Origin of the sequence: Roseicitreum antarcticum (assembly GCF_014681765.1) — a bacterium.
In the GTDB taxonomy this organism is placed as follows: Bacteria; Pseudomonadota; Alphaproteobacteria; order Rhodobacterales; family Rhodobacteraceae; genus Roseicitreum; species Roseicitreum antarcticum.
The window spans coordinates 2,161,764-2,181,748 of sequence record NZ_CP061498.1 but is presented as its reverse complement, the minus strand read 5'-3'; the positions used below and the strand labels follow the sequence as shown (position 1 = coordinate 2,181,748).

Here is a 19,985-nt window from a genome sequence, read left to right as displayed (position 1 = left end):
CGGATCCTCCAATTGGCGTGCCTTGATGTAGCAAGCCCGCGCCCCTTGCGCCAGAGCCCGCCAGCCTTGCCCCCGCGCCCCCCTTCAGCTATGCGAACGCGGGAACAATGAACAGGCTGACCCCATGGCAAAGACCACCGAGAAACCGTCCAAACAGCGCCGCCCGAAGGCCGAGACGCCCAAAGGTTTCCGCGACTATCTCGGGTCCGAGGTGACGGCGCGCAAGGCCATGCTGGACAAGATCGCCGCCGTCTATCACCGCTATGGCTTTGACCCGCTGGAAACCAGCGCGGTCGAAACGGTCGAGGCGTTGGGCAAGTTCCTGCCCGATGTGGACCGCCCGAATGAAGGCGTGTTCGCGTGGGAGGAAGACAAGGACTGGCTGGCGCTGCGCTATGACCTGACCGCGCCACTGGCCCGCGTGGCCGCGCAATACCGCAACGACCTGCCCTCGCCCTACCGCCGCTATGCGATGGGGCCGGTGTGGCGCAATGAGAAGCCCGGCCCGGGGCGGTTCCGGCAGTTTTATCAGTGTGATGCGGATACTGTAGGCGCTGCCAGCGTGGCGGCGGATGCCGAGATCTGCGCCATGCTGGCCGACGCGCTGGAAGCCGTGGGGATTGAACGCCGCGACTATGTGGTGAAGGTGAACAACCGCAAGGTGCTGAACGGGGTGATGGAAGTTGCGGGCATTCTGGACCCATCCGATCCGTCGAAGTTCGAGGCCGAACGCGGCATTGTGCTGCGCGCGATTGATAAGCTGGACCGGCTGGGGGTCGAGGGAGTACGCGCGCTGCTGGGTGAGGGGCGCAAGGACGAGAGTGGGGATTTCACGAAGGGAGCGCGGCTGGGAGTTGCTGAACAAACAGTGCTGATGCAATTCGTTGATGCATCCCGTTTAATCGACGAGCGTCTGAAACAGATGCAAGAGACCGCTGGAGACGAATCCCCAGAACTTCGAACATTGGCAGTCGGTGCCCAACTAAGAGGTAATCTGAGGTTTCGATCTATCTTGGGGACGCTGCCAGGATGGGACGAATTAAGGAATAAAGTCACGATTCAGATACTTAGGGATATTGTTCGTGCCTCACCATCGGGCCTCGAAGGCGTCGCCGAACTCGAAGAAATCGCCACCCTCCTCGACGCCCAAGGCTACGGCCCCGACCGCATCGTCATCGACCCCTCCGTCGTGCGTGGCCTTGGCTACTACACCGGCCCGGTGTTCGAGGCCGAACTGACCTTCGAGATCACCGATGAAAAGGGCCGTCCCCGCCAGTTCGGCAGCGTTGCGGGCGGCGGGCGGTATGATGATCTGGTCAAACGCTTTACAGGCCAGACCGTGCCCGCCACTGGCGTCAGCATCGGGGTGGACCGTTTGCTGGCCGCTCTCGCTGCCAAGGGGCACGGCGCAAAGGCCGATCCCGGCCCGGTGGTGGTGACTGTGATGGACCGTGACCGCATGGCGGATTATCAGGCCATGGTCGGCACCCTGCGCGCCGCCGGTATCCGGGCCGAGGTGTATCTGGGCAACCCGAAAAACTTCGGCAACCAGTTGAAATACGCCGATAAACGCAACTCGCCCGTCGCGATCATCCAGGGCGCGGATGAGGCGGCGCGCGGTATGGTGCAGGTGAAGGACCTGATCCTTGGTGCGAAAATTGCCGCCAGCGCCAGTCATGAGGAATGGAAAAGCCAGCCCGCGCAATACGAGGTGCCGCTGGCCGATCTGGTGGCAACCGTGCGCAAGATACTGGACGCAGGCTGATGGTGCCCGTGGACGCCCTGCGCGCCCGTGCCGTGGGCCAGCGGATATTTGACCGCTTTCAGGCCGCAGGTGCCGCCCCGGTCGCTGCCGATGTGCTGCAACCTGCGGAAACCCTGCTGGATCTGTACGGCGAGGACATCCGCGCCCGCGCCTATGTCACCCATGACCCCCTGCGCGGCGAGATGATGCTGCGCCCGGATTTTACCGTGCCGGTGGTGCAGGCGCATATGGCGCATGGCGCGGACCCGGCGCGCTATACCTACCTTGGCCGGGTGTTTCGCAAACAAGACCACAGCCCGCGCGCCAGCGAATACCTGCAAGCGGGCTTCGAGGTGTTCGACCGCGCCGACCCCTCTGGCGCGGATGCCGAAGTGTTTGTGCTGTTTGCGGATATCCTGTCGCATCTGCCCCTGCGCGCAGTAACCGGCGATATGGGCCTGATCCGCGCGGCGGTCGCGGGGCTGGAAACATCGGATGCGCGTCGCGCGGCGCTGATGCGTCACATCTGGCGGCCCGGGCGCTTTCGCGCCCTGCTGGACCGTTTCGCGGGCCGCGCCGATGCCGCCCCCGCACGGGTGGCGATGCTGGAACGGATGCGCGCCGATGATCCCGCGACCCTTATCGCGCAGGCCGGGCAGATGAATGGCCTGCGGTCGGAAGCCGAAATTCTGGCCCGCATCAAGGCGCTGCAAGACGACGCAACCCAACCGCCGATCCCTGCCGGGCAGGTCGCGCAGCTGGATGACCTGCTGGCGCTGGCGCTGCCTGCGCGGGATGCGCTGAACCATTTGCGCACGCTCGACTGGCCCGCGATTGCGCCTGCCGTGGCCCGTCTGTCGGCCCGGCTGGACGCGATGGAGGCCCGTGGGATCAACACCCAAACCCTGCCGTTTCAGGCCAGCTTCGGGCGCACCACGATGGAATATTACGACGGTTTCGTCTTTGGCTTTCTGGGGTCAGACGATGCGCCGCCCGTCGCCTCCGGTGGGCGGTATGACGCGCTGACGGCGGTGTTGGGACAGGGCCGCGCCATCCCGGCGGTAGGCGGCGTGATCCGCCCCGCGCTGGTCGCCGCACTGGAGGGCGCGGCATGAGCGCGATACCGCTGAAACTGGGGGTGCCGTCCAAGGGGCGGCTGATGGACAAGACCTTTGACTGGTTCGGGGACCATGGCGTGACCTTGCGCCGCGCAGGCGCCGCGCGGGAATATGCCGGTGCCGTCGAGGGCGTTGAGGGCGTGGAGCTGGTGTTGCTTTCGGCGGGCGAGATCCCGCGTGAACTGGCTGCGGGGCGCATCCATCTGGGCGTCACCGGGTCCGATCTGGTGCGTGAGGGGCTGGCCGACTGGACGCAGCAGGTGACCGAACTGGCGCTCATGGGTTTTGGCCACGCTGACCTGATCATCGCGGTGCCGTCGGTCTGGGTCGATGTGGAAACGCTGGATGATCTGGACGCAGTTGCCGCGCAATTCCGCGCCACCCATGGCCACCGGCTGCGCATCGCCACCAAATACCACCGGCTGGTGCGCGACCACCTGCGCCGCCACGGCGTGGCGGATTATCAACTGGTCGACAGCCAAGGCGCGACCGAGGGCACGGTGAAGAACCTGACCGCCGAGGCCGTGGCCGACATCACCTCGACCGGCGAAACGCTGCGCGCCAACCATCTGAAGATCTTGCAAGGCGCGCCCGTGCATCAGTCACAGGCGACGCTGTTTGCCGCCCATGCCGCCGACTGGACTGGGGCGCGTGGGCCGCTGGCGGCGCTGCTGGCGCGGCTGGAAATCGGGATGCCTTCGGGACTTTAGGTCGGGTTTTGCCCAACAAAAAACCTGCCTTCGCGGGAAGGCAGGTTTTTCGTTCTGGGCAGAAACAGACGGCCGGTGTTCAGGCGGCGCGCCTGGGGATCGGGTTGCCGGTGAATGTCTTGTCACCGACCCGAATGGTGATGCGGCCTGCCGGGGCTTTGCCCACGAACCGACCTTGCACGGTGAGATATTTCCCAATTCTGATGGCGCGGATCATGGCGATACATCCCTGTGCTTTGCTTGACTGATATTTGCCACACCCGCGCGGGGAATTCCAGAAAAAACGGCGGGAATGTGGCGAAAAATTGTTGATAAGCAAGGTGTTATGCGGGTTATTGTTCCCGCGCTGATGACGATACACACACGGCACCGCGACTGTTGCGCGGGCGGAAACCGCTTACAGCCAGTCGCGCAGAATCGCGATCAGCGGAATATCGGCGGGCGGCATCGGATAGCTGCGCATTTCGGATGGGCGCACCCATTTCAGCACCTGTCCTTCGCGCGGGTGCATCTGCCCGGTCCACTTGCGGCAGGCAAACAGCGGCATCAGCAGGTGAAACCCCTCATAGCTGTGACTGGCGAAGGTCAGGGGGGCCAGGCAACTGGCGTGAGTGTCGATGCCCAGTTCCTCGTGCAGCTCGCGGATCAGCGCGGCCTCGGGCGTCTCGCCTTCCTCGACCTTGCCGCCCGGGAATTCCCACAGCCCCGCCATGGATTTTCCCGGCGGGCGCTGCGCCAGAAGCACGCGCCCGTCGGTGTCGATCAGCGCCACAGCAGAAACCAGAACGGTTTTCACGACCGATAATCCGCGTTGATCGCGATATAGCCATGCGTCAGGTCGCAGGTCCAGACCTGCGCCACGCCCCGGCCGAGGCCCAGTTGCACGCCGATCTTCAGCTCTTGCCCGCGCATGTATGCTGCGCCGTCTTCCTCGGCATAATCGGGCGAAACCAGCCCGTTCACCGCAACCTGAATGTCGCCGAAGCTGATTCCAAGGCGGTCGCGGTCCGCTGCCGCGCCCGATTTGCCCACCGCCATGACAACGCGGCCCCAGTTGGGGTCTTCGCCCGCGATGGCGGTCTTGATCAGTGGCGAATTGGCGATGGCCAGCGCGACCTTGCGCGCATCATCGTTGGTCTTTGCGCCGGTGACCGATACTTCGACGAATTTCGTCGCCCCTTCGCCGTCGCGTACCACCTGATGCGCAAGGTCCAGCATCACGCCATGCAGCGCCCGTTCAAAAGCCCGCGCATGGCTCCCGCGCAGGTCGCCCAACGCCGGGCCCTGTCCGGTGGCCGCGACCAGCACCATGTCCGAGGTCGAGGTGTCGCTGTCCACGGTGATGCAGTTGAACGTTTTGTCTGCCGCGCGTGCCACCATACGTTGCAGGGGCGCACGGGCGATTTTGGCGTCGGTGAAGATATAGACCAGCATCGTCGCCATGTCGGGCGCGATCATGCCCGATCCTTTGGCGATGCCCGCGATAGTGACGGGCGTGCCGTCCACATCGACCACGGCGCTTGTGCCCTTGGCATAGGTATCGGTAGTCATGATGGCGCGGGCGGCGTCGGCGATGCCGTCGGGGTGCAGCCCCTCGCTCAGGTCATCCAGCGCCGCGATCACGCGGTCATGTGGCAGCGGCTGGCCGATCACGCCGGTGGACGCGGTGAAGACCCGCGTGGGCGGCAGGCTCAGGCGCTCGGCCACCGCTGCGCAGATCGCATCAACCGAGGCCGCGCCAACCGCCCCAGTGAAGGCATTGGCATTGCCCGAATTCACCAGGATCGCGGCACCCTCCGCCCCGGTGCCGGTGATCTTCGCCTGACAATCCAGCACTGATGCGGCGCGTGTCGCCGACCGGGTAAACACGCCAGCCAAGACGCTGCCAGGGGCGACACGCGCCAGCATCACATCGGTGCGACCCTTGTACTTTATCCCAGCCGAAGCCGTCGCAAATTCCACCCCGGGAACGATGGAGAGATCGGGGAAACCATCCACAGGTGCCAACGGCGAAATCGGCATGGGCGTCTTTGCCGGGGCGATGCTGGCCGCTTCTGACACCTTCGCCATGGCCTTTGCCAGCGTCTTGCCCGCGATGGTGCCGATGCCCGGGATCGTTATTTTGCCGGACTTCTTTGCCTTGTCGGTCGTCTTCGCCTTGCCAGCTTTCTTGGCGGCCTTGGCGGCTTTCTTGTCCGTCTTCGCCTGTGCCTTTACCGCTTCCGACTTCGTGCCCTTGACCTTCTTGACCTTCGCCGTGTCCGAGGTGTCCGCGTCCGCTTTTTTCTTGTCTGTCTTGTTCTTCGCCATGTCACGCCCCTTGGTGCGACCAGTCCTTTATAGACCGGACATATTTACGCAAAGTTACCGCGCTGTGCGGTGCGCGTCCAGTGTACTGCCAGAACCCTGAAACGCAAACCGCCCGCCCAGGCCTTTCGGGCACCGGACGGGCGGGTATCTTGAAGCACGCGCGATGCGCGCTGTCTGCGGTTTATTCTGCGTCCAGCGCCACGTTGCTCAGCACGCTGGGGTCGAGGTCTTCGAAGCTGCGGCTGATCTCGGTCGCGGCGGTCAGGTCTTCGATCAGGTTGCGCGCGGCTTCGCGCTGGATCTCGGCGGCGAGCTCTTCGCGCACCTCTTCCAGCGCGGGGGCGGTGGACATGCGGGTTTCATTCAGTTGCACGATGTGCCAGCCGAATTGCGTCTCGATGGGCTGCGAGATCTCGCCGACTTCCATCGCCATCACGGCCTCTTCAAAGGCGGGGATCATCATGCCCGGCCCGAACCAACCCAGCGCTCCGCCGCCTGCGGCAGCACCATCGGTCGAGTTTTCGCGCGCCAGCGTTGCGAAATCCGCGCCTTCTTCCAGTTCGGCGCGCAGGGTGGTTGCCTCTTCTTCGGTTTCCACCAGAATGTGCGCGGCGTTGAATTCGGGGGTTGGTTCCTGACCCGAGAATTCCACCACGAAGGCGTCATAGGCGGCGGTGATCGCCTCATCCGACACGGAGGCTTCGGCGGCGCGGGTCAGGGCGGCGTTGGCGGTGAAATTGCGCGTCTCGTTCTCCAGCGTGATCTGCTGTACGAAGGTCAGGTCGTCTTCGATGGATTGCGCCAGCGCGGTCTGTTCGATCAGCTGTTCGGTCAGCGCGGGAAACAGCGTTGCATCAGGCAGTGACTGGAACTGCTCTGGCAGCGCGCTGCGCATCGCGATGACATGGCCCAGCGTGATCTCGGTGCCACCGACCGTAGCCAGGACGGTCTGCGGCGTTGGCGCGTCTTGTGCGGTGTCTTGCGCAGTGGCGGGCAGGGCGACCAGCAGCGCCAGCGCGCCGGACACGATCAGATTGCTGTGTTTCGACATCAGGATAGCTCCATTTGACACGCGGTTTAAGGCCGCGACGTTGACACTTCACGGGGCGCCCATTACATCGCTGCAAGGCGATGCGACGGCATTGGGCACCCCACTTCTGCGTTGTTCTACGGAACCGGGCGGGCACGGGCAACCCCGGCAAATCGCACGAAACGGTTATGAATGGTTGATGTGGCGCGCACCGGACCCCGGGCGCCGGATAAAAGGCGGAGATAGCATGCTGGGCTTTGGAACACTGACGAAAAAGGTGTTCGGCACGCCGAACGACCGCAAGGTCAAGGGCACCCGTCCAATTGTCGACCAGATCAACGCGTTGGAACCCGACTTCCAGGCGATGAGCGATGAAGCCTTGATCGCCAAGACGCAGGAACTGCGCGATCGCGTGGCGCAGGGCGCCAAGCTCGACGATGTCCTGCCCGAAGCCTTCGCCAACTGCCGCGAGGGGGCGCGCCGCGCACTGGGCCTGCGGGCTTTCGATGTGCAACTGATCGGCGGTATCTTCTTGCATCGCGGCAATATCGCCGAGATGAAGACGGGCGAGGGCAAGACCCTGGTTGCGACTTTTCCCGCCTATCTTAACGCGCTGGCGGGCAAGGGCGTCCATATCGTCACCGTCAACGACTATCTGGCGCGCCGCGATGCCGACTGGATGAGCAAGGTCTACAATCGCCTGGGCATGACCACCGGCGTCGTCTATCCGCAGCAGCCTGATGACGAAAAACAGGCCGCCTATGCCGCCGATGTGACCTATGCCACCAACAATGAACTGGGCTTCGATTACCTGCGTGACAACATGAAGGCTGACCTGTCGCAGATGTATCAGCGGCCGCATTTCTTCGCCATCGTCGATGAGGTGGACAGCATCTTGATCGACGAGGCGCGCACGCCGCTGATCATCTCTGGCCCGTCCGAAGATCGCTCGGGTCTCTATGTCGAGATGGACAAGGTTATCCCCCTGCTGTCCGAAGACCATTACACGCTGGATGAAAAAACCCGCCAGACCAACCTGACCGATGACGGCAACGAATTCATCGAACAAAAGTTGATGGAACTGGGCCTGCTGCCCGAGGATCAGTCGCTTTATGACCCGGAATCCACCACGCTGGTGCACCATGTCAATCAGGGCCTGCGCGCGCATAAACTGTTCCTGAAGGATCAGAACTACATTGTGCGCGACAATCAGGTGGTGCTGATCGACGAATTCACCGGTCGCATGATGGCCGGGCGCCGCCTGTCCGACGGGCTGCATCAGGCCATCGAGGCGAAGGAAGGCGTGGCGATCCAGCCGGAAAACGTCACCATGGCGTCGGTCACTTTCCAGAACTACTTCCGCCTCTATGAAAAACTGGCGGGCATGACGGGTACGGCCACCACCGAGGCTGAAGAATTCATGGAGATCTACGGCCTTGGTGTCGTGGAAATTCCGACCAATAAGCCCATCGCCCGGATGGACGAACACGATCAGGTCTTCCGCACTGCGCGCGAGAAGATCGAGGGTGTCGTCGAAGCCATCCGCGAGGCCCATGCCAAGGGCCAGCCCATTCTGGTGGGTACCACCTCGATCGAAAAGTCCGAGGAACTCGCCGCTGTTCTGACCCGCGAAGAGCTGCCGCATAACGTCCTGAACGCGCGCCAGCATGAGCAAGAGGCGCAGATCGTCGCTGATGCGGGCCGTCCCGGCGCGATCACCATCGCCACCAACATGGCCGGGCGTGGTACGGACATTCAGTTGGGCGGCAACGTCGAAATGAAGGTGCTTCAGGCGCTTGCCGCCGAGCCCGATCAAGAACCCGACGCGCTGCGCGCCCGGATCGAGGCTGAAGTGGCCGAGGACAAGAAGAAGGTGCTGGAGGCGGGCGGGTTGTTCGTTCTGGCCACCGAACGCCACGAATCCCGCCGGATCGACAACCAGTTGCGCGGTCGCTCAGGGCGGCAGGGCGACCCGGGACGCTCGGCGTTCTTCCTGTCGCTCGAAGACGATCTGATGCGGATTTTCGGGTCCGAGCGGTTGGAAAAAGTGCTCTCTACGCTGGGTATGAAGGAAGGCGAGGCAATCGTTCACCCTTGGGTCAACAAATCGCTGGAAAAGGCACAGGCCAAGGTCGAGGCCCGCAATTTTGACATCCGCAAGACGCTGTTGAAATTCGATGACGTGATGAACGACCAACGCCGGGTGATCTTTGGTCAACGGTTGGAAATCCTGCGCGCCGAGGATGTCTCTGACATCGTGACCGACATGCGCCACCAAGTGATCGATGATCTGGTCGATACCTACATGCCGCCGAAAACCTATTCTGATCAATGGGAAGGCGAGGCGCTGCACGAAGCGTTGCAGGAAAAGGTCAGCCTGGACCAGCCCGTGACCGACTGGGCCGAAGAAGACGGCGTGGATCAGGAAGTGATCCGCGAACGGCTGTGCGAGGCGTCGGACGCTGCCATTGCCGAGAAGACCGAGGCGTTTGGCCCCGAAAGTATGCGCAATGTGGAAAAACAGTTGCTGCTGCAAAGCATTGACGCCAAGTGGCGCGAGCATCTCGTCACGCTGGAACACTTGCGTTCGGCGGTGAATTTCCGGGGCTATGCGCAGCGCGATCCGCTGAACGAATACAAAACGGAATCCTTCACCATCTTTGAGTCGATGCTGAACGCGCTGCGCGGCGATGTGGTGCAGAAGCTGTCGCGCATCCGCCCGCTGACCAAGGCCGAACAGGACGAAATGCTGCGCCAGATCAGCCTGCAACAGCAATCCCGGCAGGTTGCGGCGACAAATGACGGGGTGGCGCCTGCGCCGCTGGTCGATGGTTTTGACGAACTCGACCCCGCGACCTGGGGCAATCCGGGGCGCAATGATGCCTGTCCCTGCGGGTCGGGTCAGAAGTTCAAGCATTGCCACGGACGCATCGCCTGACGACCATTTTCGCCCGGCGGCGCGCGGCGCCGCCGGGCCTTCCGCGATAGCCAAAGCTCCCGGGCATTTGCGATAAAACGTCAAGGTTTTGCGGCGTAATGCGGCGCATCGGCCCAAATGGCGCCACAGCGCTGCCCGAATCGCATGGCATCCCCGACACAGGATTTTATGGCTGGGGGTGTGCTATGCATTTGAATACAATGATCTTGCGTGTGGGCGCGCTGTGTTTCCTTGCGGTGGCAGGGTCGGGCTATGCGCTGCAATCGTTCATGGCGCCAGAAGGTGCGGTGGGCGGCACTGTCGTGGGGGTGGATGCGACCCAAGCCGTTGTGTCTGCCAGTTTGATGCCGGACCGTGGGGCGCAGGATCGGATGAATGACGCCGGGGGGGCGCAATTCGCCGCGCTGGATGGCGGGCCAGATGTGCCGTTGCGCGCGCGCAGCCTGGATACGATGACCGTGACACCTGCGGCGCCTGATTGCAGCATTGGACTGCGGCTGAGCGCTGCACCGGCCGGGATGATCGACCTGAACCTCAGCGCGCCGTGCGATCCACGGGCGCGGGTGCTGGTAGAACATGCCGGGCTGACCTTCACCCTCCAGACCTCGGCCACCGGCGCGGCCCAGGTGATGCTGCCCGCCATGACGACCACGGCGGAAGTGTCGGTGGTGTTTGACGACGGGCGCATGACGCGCGAAACCGTCGCCGTGCCCGCCGCTGCCGCCTATGACCGGGTGGCGGTGCAATGGCAAGGCAATGACGCTTTCGCGCTGCAAGCCTATGAATTCGGTGCCGAATTTGGCATGCCGGGGCATATCCACCGCGCCAATCCCACCGCGACGGGTGCCGATGTGTCGGGACGGATGATCACGCTGGGTGATCCTGCGGTGCTGTGGCCGCTTCAGGCCGAGGTGTATACCTACCCAGCCGCGTACCGGCTGGCCGATGGTGCGATCCGGCTGGAAACCGAGGCGATGATTACTGAACACACCTGCGCGCGGCAGGTCACGGCGAAAACCATTGCCGCCAAGGCCGGTGTCGTGCAGCCAGTGGTCGAGATCGGCGCGACCCTGCCACCCTGCGACGGGACCGACGGGTTCATCGTGCTGCGGCATGATCTGGGCCTGACGCGCAACGCGTTGAACTGAAAGCGGGGGTTTGGGGTGCAACGCGCTGATTTTCGGGGGATTCGTCACAGGTAGCCCTGCGCGCGAAAGCTGATTTCCTGGCCTTTGCCGATGATCAGATGGTCGTGCAGGGTCAGCGACAGCGCATTGGCCGCTGACTGGATCTGCTGCGTCATCATGATGTCCGCGTCCGACGGTGTAGGATCGCCCGAGGGGTGATTATGTACCAAAATCAAGGCTGAAGCGTTGAGTTCGAGCGCGCGGCGCACCACTTCGCGCGGATAGACCGGGACGTGATCGACGGTGCCGCGCGCCTGCGCCTCATCCGCGATTAGGACGTTCTTTCGGTCGAGGAACAGCACGCGGAATTGTTCGGTATCCAGATGCTCCATGGCCGTGTGGCAATAGTCCAAAAGCGCGTCCCAGCCCGACAGGACAGGCTGGTTCAGCACGCGGGACCGGGCCATGCGACAGGCCGCCGCGGCCAGTAATTTCAGTTCAAGAACAACGGTTTCGCCGACGCCATCGACCTGCATCAGCCGGGCGGGTGGGGCGGTGATGACGCGGTTGAGGTCGCCGAAAGCGGCGATCAGTCGATGCGCCAGCGGCTTTACATCCTGCCGGGGAATCGCGCGGAACAAGATCAGTTCCAAAAGCTCGTAATCGGGTATCGCATCCGCGCCGCCCTGCATGAAACGGGCGCGCAGGCGTTTGCGGTGATCGCGGATGTAAGATGGCAGCTTATCGTGCGATTTCAACGGGCTGGGTGTAGTCCCCGATCCATTTCCGGGCGCATTTTCCGGCGCTGGGGCGCCAGCGAACAAGGGCAGGGCAGATTCGTGAAAGGCGGGGTTTCTGGGCATGTCCCCACCTTTGCAGGGAAGTGGTGAATCTTTGGTTAACGCCCACCTTGCCCACCCCGGCAGCGCGGTGCCGGGGGCCATGTTTCATGGGGTTTGGGCAAAAAGCGGCGTCTGGAAACGGTATGGTTCCGGTATGGGTTTGATACATACGCTTGGGCCGATCTTGCACGCCAGGGTTGAAAAAGAACACCTAAGACGCGATTTCGCTGATTCCTCAGGCGGCGAGGCCTTTGGACCCCATGGCGAGGAACTTGTCGCGCCGGTCCTTGACCAGCGCCTTGGGCGATTTGCCCTCCAGCTCGGCCACCATCGCCTCGACCGCCGCGCCCACGGCCTTGAACGCCACGGCGCGGTTACGCTGCGCACCGCCCAGCGGTTCGGGGATGATGCGGTCGATCACGCCCAGCTTATGCAGGTCCTGTGCGGTGAGGCGCAGCGCCTCGGCGGCCTCGCGCATTTTCTCGGCGTCTTTCCACAGGATCGAGGCGCAGCCCTCGGGCGAGATCACCGAATAGACCGAGTGTTCCAGCATGGCGATGCGGTTGGCCGTGGCAAAGGCCACCGCGCCGCCGGACCCGCCTTCGCCGATCACGACCGAGACCATCGGCACGCCCAGCGTCAGGCATTTGTGTGTGGAACGGGCGATGGCTTCGGCCTGCCCGCGTTCTTCGGCGCCCTTGCCGGGATAGGCGCCCGGCGTGTCCACCAGCGTGATGACCGGCAGACCGAAACGGTCGGCCATGTCCATCAGGCGGATGGCCTTGCGGTAGCCTTCGGGGCGGGCCATGCCAAAGTTGCGTTCGATCCGCGACTTGGTGTCATGCCCCTTTTCCTGCCCGATCACCATCACGGGCCGGTCGTTCAGCCGCGCCAGCCCGCCCATGACGGCGTGATCGTCGCCAAAGTTGCGGTCCCCGGCCAGCGGTGTGTATTCGGTGAACAGCGCGGCGATATAGTCGCGGCAATGTGGCCGGTCCGGATGGCGGGCGACCTGACATTTGCGCCATGGCGCCAGACCCTTGTAGAGGTCGCGCAGCATCTTCTCGGCCTTCTGGTCGAGGGCAAGCGCCTCTTTTTCCACGTCCATCTCGGGGTTGGCGCGGGCCATGGCACGCAGTTCTGCGGCTTTGCCTTCGATTTCGGCCAGCGGTTTTTCGAATTCCAGATAGTTCACAGTGGCACCCCTTTGGCGTGTTGTCCCGGGCCCGGGCCGGGCAGGGGACACAGCGACATTTTGGCCACGTATATGCCCGTGGCGCGATGCGATTGCAACGGCGTTGGCCCAAAGGTGTCCGTCAGATGGGCAAGGCGTGGCCTGTGCTGACGCCTTGCTGCGGGCGGCAAGGCTTTTAGCGCCGGGGCGCGCCATAGCCGCCGCCGCCCGGCGTATGCATCACAAAGCTGTCGCCCGCCGCCATTTCGGTGGCGTCATTGCCGCGCAATTCTTCCACCTGGCCATTGGCGCGCAGCACCGTGTTGCGGCCCAGCGCGCCGGGACGGCCGGATTGTGCGCCATGCGGCGGGATCTTTCGGTGCGAGGACAGCACCGTGACCGTCATGGGTTCCAGCATCGTCAGCCGCCGGGTGACGCCATCGCCGCCACGATGCGCCCCCGCGCCCCCGGACCCATGCCGCACCGAGAATTGATCGACCCGCACGGGAAAGCGGGTTTCCAGCACCTCGGGGTCGGTCATGCGGGTGTTGGTCATATGGGTATGCACGGCGCTTGCGCCGTCAAAATCCGGGCCTGCGCCTGCGCCGCCGCAGATGGTTTCATAATTCTGATGCGTGGCGTTGCCGTAGACGAAGTTGTTCATCGTGCCCTGAGAGCCCGCGATCACCCCCAGCGCGCCATAGAGCGTGTCGGCAATTGCCTGGCTGACCTCGGTATTGCCGGAAATCACGGCGGCGGGATAGGCGGGGTTTATCATGGACCCCGCTGGCGCGATGATTTCCAGCGGTTTTAGGCAGCCTTCATTCATCGGAATGTCGCTGCCCACCAGCGTGCGGAAGACATAGAGCACCACGGCCCGACAGATCGCCAGCGGCGCGTTGTAATTGAATTCATCCTGCGGCGAGGTGCCGGTGAAGTCGATCACGGCGCGGCGCGCGGCGCGGTCCACGGTGATGGCCACCCGGATCTGCGCCCCCGAATCCAGCGGATAGGTGAACTGGCTGTCGGCCAGCACGTCAAGGACGCGACGCACCGATTCCTCGGCATTGTCCTGCACATGGCCCATGTAAGCATGCACGGCGTCCAGCCCGAACTGTTCGGTGATCTTGCGCAATTCGCGCGCGCCGGTGGCATTGGCGGCGATCTGGGCGGACAGGTCGGCCATGTTCTGGTCGACGTTGCGGCAGGGGTATTTCGCACCGGCCAGCAGGGCGCGCGTGGCCTCGGCTTGCAGGGCGCCGCGCCGCACAAGGCGGAAGTTGTCGATCAGCACGCCTTCGTCGTCGATATGGCGGCTGTCCGGCGGGGCAGAGCCGGGCGTGGTGCCGCCGATATCGGCATGGTGCCCGCGCGAGGCGACAGTGTAGATGATGCGTTCGCCTGCCGCGTCGAACACGGGGGTGATGACTGTGACATCGGGCAGGTGTGTGCCGCCGTTATAGGGGTTGTTCATCATGAACACGTCACCCGGCGCGATATCGCCTGCGTTTTCGCGCAGCACGGTGCGGACGCTTTCGGACATGCTGCCCAGATGCACCGGCACATGCGGGGCATTCGCCACCAGATCGCCCGCCGCGTCAAAGATCGCGCAGGAGAAGTCGTAGCGTTCCTTGATGTTCACTGAATAGGCGGTGTTGGCCAGTGTCGCGCCCATCTGTTCGGCGATGGACATGAAGAGGTTGTTGAACACTTCCAGCATGACGGGATCGACGGTGGTGCCGACAGCCTCGGCCCGGCGCAGGGCGGTGACGCGGCGCAAGATCAGGTTGCCATCCGGGGTGGCGCTGGCCTGCCAGCCGGGTTCCACGATGTTGGTGCCGGTGGGTTCGGTCAGGATGGCGGGACCGTCCAGCCGGTCGCCGGGGGCGAGGGACGCACGGTCCACCAGCGGCACATCGCGCCAGTCGCCCCTGGTATACATCTGCGCGGTCGCGCGGGGCGTGTCGCTGTGCGGGGCGGTGATGGTGGCCGCTTCGGCGGTGTGGCCGATCGCCTCGGCGGTGATGAGGTCGAGGATCAGGTGGGTGTAGGCGGGCACGAAGCCGAAACGCTGGTCATGCGCTTCCTCGAACGCGGCCGTCATTTGCGCGACAGGGCCAAAAGGCACGTCCAGCGTCTGATGCGCGCCGTCGGTGCGGATATGCGCGGTCTGCACGATGGTGATGGCGTCGGCGGGGATGCCCTGACCCGCGACTTCACCCCGCGCGGCGTCCGAGATGCGCGTCAGGTCGGGGGTGATGGCATCCGTGTCGGACAGCGGGCGGGCCACCTGATGTTCGCGGATCGCGCGCACATCGGCCAGCCCCATGCCAAAGGCCGACAGGACGCCCGCGAAGGGGTGGATGAAGATCTGTTCCATGCCCAGCGCATCGGCCACCAGGCAGGCATGCTGCCCGCCCGCACCGCCAAAACAATTGAGGGTGTAGCGCGTCACGTCATAGCCGCGCTGCACGCTGATCTTCTTGATTGCGTTGGCCATGTTTTCCACGGCGATGCGCAAGAAACCTTCTGCCAGATCCTGCGGCGGGCGCGGGGCGTCGCCGGTCGCCGCCGCGATTTCGGCGGCAAGTTCGGTGAATTTGGCGCGCACGATCCCCGCGTCGAGGGGTTCATCGGCGTCGGGGCCGAAGACGCGGGGGAATTGATCGGGCTGCAACTTGCCCAGAAGGACGTTGCAATCGGTCACGGTCAGCGGGCCGCCGCGCCGGTAGCTGGCCGGGCCGGGGTTGGCGCCCGCACTTTCGGGGCCGACCTGCATGCGCCCGTCGGCAAAGCGCAGGACGGACCCGCCACCCGCCGCGACGGTGTGGATGCTCATCATGGGCGCGCGCACGCGCACGCCCGCGACCTCGGTCTCGAAGCTGCGTTCGTATTGACCCGCATAGTGGCACACATCGGTAGAGGTGCCGCCCATGTCAAAGCCGATGAGACGGTCGAACCCCGCGCTTTCCGCCGTGCGCACCATGCCGACGACCCCCCCGGCGGGGCCGGACAGGATCGCGTCCTTGCCCTGAAACAGCGTAGCATCGGTCAGCCCGCCGTTCGATTGCATGAACATCAGGCTTTCGCAGCCGCCCTGATCTGCCTTCAGCGCGTCGCTGACCTGCCCGACATAGCGCCGCAGGATGGGCGAGAGGTAGGCATCCACCACCGTCGTATCGCCGCGCCCCACCAGTTTTATCAAAGGGCTGACGCGGTGGCTGAGCGAAACCTGAGTGAACCCGATCTCGCGCGCCATGGCGCCGATGCGTTCCTCATGATCGGTGAAGCGGTAGCCATGCATCAGCGCGATCGCCACCGACCGGAAGCCGCGCCGATAGGCATCGGCCAGCGCGTCATGGGCGGCATCGGCATCCAGCGGCCTGACAATGCTGCCATCGGCAGCGAGGCGTTCGCTGACCTCGGCCACCTCATCATACAGGGTTTCCGGCAGCCGGATGTTGAGGTCGAACAGGCGCGGACGGTTCTGGTAGCCGATGCGCAGAAGGTCGCCCAGCCCCTTGGTAATCATCAACAGCGTGCGCGCGCCCTTGCGTTCCAGCAGCGCGTTGGTGGCCACCGTGGTGCCCATGCGGACCTCGGCGATCTGGCCGGGCGGCAGTGCGTCATCGGGGCCGAGGCCCAGAAGGGTGCGGATGCCATGCACGGCGGCATCGGAATAGGCTTCGGGGTTTTCGGACAGCAGTTTGTGGGTCAGCACTTTGCCATCCGGGCTGCGCGCCACGATGTCGGTAAAGGTGCCGCCCCGATCCATCCAGAATTTCCACATGGTGCTGCCCCTTTTGCCGCAAATTCGCTTGCCCCGACTGCTCCTGCGCGGGTGGGCTTGTTCAACCATTTATACAGCGCCTTGCATAGTGGCCGAGGGTGTCAATTCGCGCCTGTCTCGGATAGACTGGTGCCAAGTGCAACCAAAGGACGGAGGGCGAAATGGCCGAAAAACTGAACGACCGCAGCGCGCTGGACCCGTTGCTTGCGCAGGGTTGGGAATTGGTCGACGGACGCGACGCGATCTGTAAAACTTATGTATTCGCCAATTTCATCGCAGCTTTTGGCTGGATGACCCGCGCCGCGATCTGGGCGGAAAAGCTGGGACATCACCCGGAATGGTCGAATGTTTACAAGACTGTCGACGTGACCTTGACCACCCATGATTGCGGCGGAGTGTCGGATCTGGACATCAAGCTGGCGCAGAAAATGGATGCGCTGGCCGAATAGGTTGGCCTGCGTGATCTGGGTCTGGGCGCGGCGGCGGTTTTGCCACCGCGCCCAGACCCCGGCGCTTGCTTACAGCGCCTTCAGGATGCCGTCGGCGCCGGAAACTTCCATGGCACCGGGGCTTTCCTCGACATTCAGGGCCTTTACGACGCCGTCATCGACCAGCATCGCATAGCGTTTGGATCGGCCGATCAGGCCTGCGGGCGGGGCGTCGAAGCTCAGGCCCAGCGCGCCGGTGAATTCGCCGCTGCTGTCTGCCAGAAGCGTCAGCCCGGCGTCGGTGGCGCCAGTCGCCTCGCCCCAGGCTTTCATCACGAAGGGGTCGTTGACCGCGACGCAGATGATCTCTTCCACGCCCTTGGCCATCAGCGCATCCTTGTTTTCCACATAGGAGGGGACGTGTTTCGCGCTGCATGTCGGCGTGAAGGCGCCCGGCACGGCGAAGATCACGACCTTGCGGCCTGTGGTCAGGTCGGCCAGTGCCACCTGCTCGGGGCCATCGGCGCCCATGCGGATCAGGGTGGCGGTGGGCAATTTATCTCCGGTCGAAATGGTCATCGGGGACTCCTTTTTTGGGTTATGTCTGACACTTGGTGCGCGAGGTCGGGAAAGGCAAGGCCAGAGCCGCAGCAGGGATCGGATTTGGCCGCCGGGCGCTGGTGTTTTGCGTGGTCGGTTTATAGACAGGCGGCTGATAAACGCGTGGCTGGCGGCCGGGTCATTTGCAGCCGGGCCACTTGCCATCGTGCCGCGCAGGGCCGAGATAGGCGCGGACAGATGGTTGTGACAGAACGGGGGCGGACATGTCGGACATGGCAGGGATCGTGGTGATCGGCGCGGGGCAGGCGGGGGCATCGCTGGTGGCGCGGCTGCGCATGAAGGGCTATGCTGGCGCGATCACGCTGATCGGGGCCGAGGGCGTGCCCCCCTATCAGCGCCCGCCGTTGTCGAAGGGCTATCTGTTGGGCGATCTGAGCGCGGAGCGGCTGTTCCTGCGGCCCGAAAGTTTCTACGCCGATCAAGGCATTGTCCTGCGCATGGGGGCGGTCGTCGATGGTATCGACCCCGCCCGGCAAGAGGTGTCGCTGGATGGCGCGGCGCTGCCCTATGACCAGTTGGCGCTGACGACCGGCGCACGCCCGCGTCGCCTGCCCGCCGCGATCGGCGGCGATCTGGCGGGGGTGCATGTTCTGCGCGGTCTGGCGGATGTGGATGCCATGGCGCCCGAGGTCGCGCCGGGCCGCCGGGTGGTGATTGTCGGCGGCGGATATATCGGGCTGGAGGCAGCGGCGGTCGCGGCCAAGCGCGGGCTGGATGTGACGGTGGTCGAGCTGGCGCCGCGCATCTTGCAACGCGTCGCGGCGGCGGAAACCTCGGATTACATGCGCGCCTTGCATATTGCGCATGGGGTGCGCGTGCTGGAAGGTGTCGGGCTGGAACGGTTGTCGGGCGAAGGCCATGTTACCGGCGCGCGGTTGAGCGACGGGCGCGAATTGCCGGCGGATTTTGTCATCGTCGGTGTGGGGGTGATGCCCGATACCGCGCTGGCCGGGGATGCGGGGCTGTATCTGGACAACGGGATTGCCACGGATGCGCAGGGCCGCACGTCAGACCCGCGGATCTGGGCGGCGGGGGACTGCGCCTCGTTCCCCTCGCACGGCGGGCGGCTGCGGTTGGAATCGGTGCAGAACGCGATCGATCAGGCGGAACTGGTGGCCGACAACATGCTGGATGGCGCGCGTGACTATGCGCCGGTGCCGTGGTTCTGGTCGGATCAATATGACCTGAAGTTGCAGATTGCAGGGCTGAACACCGGCTATGACCGGGTGGTGGTCCGCGATGCGCCGGGCGCGCGCAGCCATTGGTATTTCAAGGGCGACGGGCTGCTGGCTGTCGATGCGATGAACGACCCGCGCGCCTATATGGTCGGCAAGCGCCTGCTGGAGGCTGGGCGCAGTCCGTCGGCTGGGGCGGTTGCCGATGCGGGGAGCGACCTGAAGGCGCTGCTGCGGGCATGAGGATCATCGCGGGGAAATTTCGGGGCCTGACGCTGGCTGATGTCGGGGCGGGCGATGCGGGCGCGCATCTGCGCCCCACGTCCGACCGGGTGCGCGAGGCGGTTTTCAACCTGCTGCAAAACGCGCTGAACCCCGACCCGCTGCCCGGCGCGCGGGTGCTGGACCTGTTTGCAGGCACCGGCGCGCTGGGGTTCGAGGCGCTGTCGCGCGGCGCGGCGCATGTCACTTTCGTGGATGACGGCGCGGCGGCGCGTGCCTTGATCCGCGAGAATACCGACAAGACACGCGCGATGGGTGTCACGCGCCTGTACCGCCGCGATGCGACCGACCTGGGGGTCAACCGGGGCGCGGTGTTTGGGCTGATCTTCCTTGATCCGCCGTATGGCCAGGGGCTTGGCGCGCGCGCGTTGGCATCGGCCACGGCGGGCGGCTGGGTCGCGCCCGGCGCCGTGGTGGTGTGGGAGGAAAGTCAGCCGCAGATGCCCCCGCCGGGATTCACGCCGCTGGACCAGCGCCGCTATGGCGATACGCATGTGACGCTGCTGCGGCGCGATGCGGCCGACAGTTAGCGGGCGCGGGGAAATGCGCCGCTTTTCCCGATCCGTCCGGGCGCGGCCGTTGTGTGGGCAGATGGCGGGAACAATTTTCCCGGCGCAAGCGCTGCACCCCCGTCAAAGGTCTGCGCGGCGGTGCCTTCAGCACATCGACTTCAACACATGGCCTTCAGTACATGGC

16 protein-coding genes are annotated in these 19,985 nt (G+C 64.4%); 8 read left to right on the top strand and 8 right to left on the bottom strand.

The genetic code is table 11. The features are described 5' to 3' along the window. Positions 1–124: 124 nt before the first annotated feature. The 3 genes from hisS to hisG are packed head-to-tail and all read left to right on the top strand — an operon-like array spanning position 125 to position 3,572. Positions 125–1,765, top strand: coding sequence for a histidine--tRNA ligase (hisS, locus tag H9529_RS10475; protein ID WP_092890418.1), 1,641 nt, complete (start codon positions 125–127; stop codon positions 1,763–1,765). After that, positions 1,765–2,859 carry an ATP phosphoribosyltransferase regulatory subunit gene (locus tag H9529_RS10470; protein ID WP_092890415.1) on the top strand — a complete coding sequence of 365 codons (1,095 nt, stop codon included), beginning with the start codon at positions 1,765–1,767 and terminating at the stop codon, positions 2,857–2,859. The genes hisS and H9529_RS10470 overlap by 1 nt, the downstream gene beginning before the upstream one ends. Positions 2,860–2,864: 5 nt before the next feature. Beyond that, positions 2,865–3,572 (top strand): ATP phosphoribosyltransferase, encoded by a 708-nt coding sequence (gene hisG, locus H9529_RS10465; protein WP_092890606.1) that lies wholly within the window; start codon positions 2,865–2,867, stop codon positions 3,570–3,572. Positions 3,573–3,651: 79 nt separating this feature from the next. Here hisG and H9529_RS10460 read toward each other — a convergent pair whose 3' ends face one another. The 4 genes from H9529_RS10460 to H9529_RS10445 all read right to left on the bottom strand — a co-directional run bounded on the left by H9529_RS10460 (position 3,652) and on the right by H9529_RS10445 (position 6,933). Then, entirely contained in the window at positions 3,652–3,789 is a 138-nt protein-coding gene (locus tag H9529_RS10460) for a hypothetical protein (protein ID WP_092890413.1), read from the bottom strand. Between the two features lie 180 nt (positions 3,790–3,969). Next, entirely contained in the window at positions 3,970–4,368 is a 399-nt protein-coding gene (locus tag H9529_RS10455; protein WP_092890410.1) for a (deoxy)nucleoside triphosphate pyrophosphohydrolase, read from the bottom strand. Next, positions 4,365–5,642: a bifunctional glutamate N-acetyltransferase/amino-acid acetyltransferase ArgJ gene (gene argJ / locus H9529_RS10450; RefSeq protein WP_223814374.1), complete on the bottom strand. Its 1,278-nt coding sequence runs from the start codon at positions 5,640–5,642 to the stop codon at positions 4,365–4,367. The genes H9529_RS10455 and argJ overlap by 4 nt, the downstream gene beginning before the upstream one ends. Positions 5,643–6,063: 421 nt before the next feature. Further along, on the bottom strand, positions 6,064–6,933 hold the full coding sequence (locus tag H9529_RS10445) for a peptidylprolyl isomerase (protein WP_092890407.1): 870 nt from the start codon (positions 6,931–6,933) through the stop codon (positions 6,064–6,066). Positions 6,934–7,159: 226 nt separating this feature from the next. On the opposite strand from H9529_RS10445, the gene secA reads away from it, so the two are divergent. After that, positions 7,160–9,850, top strand: a complete 2,691-nt coding sequence (gene secA, locus H9529_RS10440; protein ID WP_092890404.1) for a preprotein translocase subunit SecA — start codon at positions 7,160–7,162, stop codon at positions 9,848–9,850. A 185-nt stretch (positions 9,851–10,035) separates the two neighbouring features. After that, on the top strand, positions 10,036–10,998 hold the full coding sequence (locus H9529_RS10435) for a hypothetical protein (RefSeq protein WP_143033517.1): 963 nt from the start codon (positions 10,036–10,038) through the stop codon (positions 10,996–10,998). Between the two features lie 44 nt (positions 10,999–11,042). On the opposite strand, the gene radC is transcribed toward H9529_RS10435, so the two are convergent. The 3 genes from radC to H9529_RS10420 form a co-directional block, all read right to left on the bottom strand. Continuing rightward, positions 11,043–11,840: a RadC family protein gene (radC, locus tag H9529_RS10430; RefSeq protein ID WP_092890398.1), complete on the bottom strand. Its 798-nt coding sequence runs from the start codon at positions 11,838–11,840 to the stop codon at positions 11,043–11,045. 214 nt (positions 11,841–12,054) lie between these two features. After that, the gene (locus H9529_RS10425; protein WP_092890396.1) at positions 12,055–13,014 is read right to left on the bottom strand and encodes an acetyl-CoA carboxylase carboxyltransferase subunit alpha; all 960 of its coding nucleotides are present in this window, start codon (positions 13,012–13,014) and stop codon (positions 12,055–12,057) included. A gap of 175 nt (positions 13,015–13,189) precedes the next feature. Then, positions 13,190–16,783, bottom strand: coding sequence for a hydantoinase B/oxoprolinase family protein (locus H9529_RS10420; RefSeq protein ID WP_092890393.1), 3,594 nt, complete (start codon positions 16,781–16,783; stop codon positions 13,190–13,192). A gap of 161 nt (positions 16,784–16,944) precedes the next feature. On the opposite strand from H9529_RS10420, the gene H9529_RS10415 reads away from it, so the two are divergent. After that, a complete protein-coding gene (locus tag H9529_RS10415; protein ID WP_092890390.1) occupies positions 16,945–17,232 on the top strand; it encodes a 4a-hydroxytetrahydrobiopterin dehydratase in 288 nt (95 codons plus the stop codon). A 69-nt stretch (positions 17,233–17,301) separates the two neighbouring features. Here H9529_RS10415 and H9529_RS10410 read toward each other — a convergent pair whose 3' ends face one another. After that, positions 17,302–17,790, bottom strand: coding sequence for a peroxiredoxin (locus tag H9529_RS10410; protein WP_092890387.1), 489 nt, complete (start codon positions 17,788–17,790; stop codon positions 17,302–17,304). 254 nt (positions 17,791–18,044) lie between these two features. Between H9529_RS10410 and H9529_RS10405 the strand changes: the two genes are divergently transcribed. Next, entirely contained in the window at positions 18,045–19,250 is a 1,206-nt protein-coding gene (locus H9529_RS10405; protein WP_092890600.1) for an NAD(P)/FAD-dependent oxidoreductase, read from the top strand. Further along, a complete protein-coding gene (gene rsmD, locus H9529_RS10400; protein WP_092890384.1) occupies positions 19,247–19,819 on the top strand; it encodes a 16S rRNA (guanine(966)-N(2))-methyltransferase RsmD in 573 nt (190 codons plus the stop codon). Before H9529_RS10405 ends, rsmD begins: the two co-directional genes overlap by 4 nt. The last annotated feature ends 166 nt before the right edge of the window (positions 19,820–19,985 follow it).

Bases quoted from the DNA above. Each gene is read 5' to 3' on its own strand.
- H9529_RS10470 (WP_092890415.1), top strand. From the start codon at position 1,765: ATGGTGCCCGTGGACGCCCTGCGCGCCCGTGCCGTGGGCCAGCGGATA.
- H9529_RS10420 (WP_092890393.1), bottom strand. From the start codon at position 16,783: ATGTGGAAATTCTGGATGGATCGGGGCGGCACCTTTACCGACATCGTG.
- H9529_RS10435 (WP_143033517.1), top strand. From the start codon at position 10,036: ATGCATTTGAATACAATGATCTTGCGTGTGGGCGCGCTGTGTTTCCTT.
- hisS (WP_092890418.1), top strand. From the start codon at position 125: ATGGCAAAGACCACCGAGAAACCGTCCAAACAGCGCCGCCCGAAGGCC.
- secA (WP_092890404.1), top strand. From the start codon at position 7,160: ATGCTGGGCTTTGGAACACTGACGAAAAAGGTGTTCGGCACGCCGAAC.
- H9529_RS10460 (WP_092890413.1), bottom strand. From the start codon at position 3,789: ATGATCCGCGCCATCAGAATTGGGAAATATCTCACCGTGCAAGGTCGG.
- H9529_RS10410 (WP_092890387.1), bottom strand. From the start codon at position 17,790: ATGACCATTTCGACCGGAGATAAATTGCCCACCGCCACCCTGATCCGC.
- H9529_RS10405 (WP_092890600.1), top strand. From the start codon at position 18,045: ATGGCAGGGATCGTGGTGATCGGCGCGGGGCAGGCGGGGGCATCGCTG.
- radC (WP_092890398.1), bottom strand. From the start codon at position 11,840: ATGCCCAGAAACCCCGCCTTTCACGAATCTGCCCTGCCCTTGTTCGCT.
- H9529_RS10445 (WP_092890407.1), bottom strand. From the start codon at position 6,933: ATGTCGAAACACAGCAATCTGATCGTGTCCGGCGCGCTGGCGCTGCTG.
- argJ (WP_223814374.1), bottom strand. From the start codon at position 5,642: ATGGCGAAGGTGTCAGAAGCGGCCAGCATCGCCCCGGCAAAGACGCCC.
- rsmD (WP_092890384.1), top strand. From the start codon at position 19,247: ATGAGGATCATCGCGGGGAAATTTCGGGGCCTGACGCTGGCTGATGTC.
- H9529_RS10415 (WP_092890390.1), top strand. From the start codon at position 16,945: ATGGCCGAAAAACTGAACGACCGCAGCGCGCTGGACCCGTTGCTTGCG.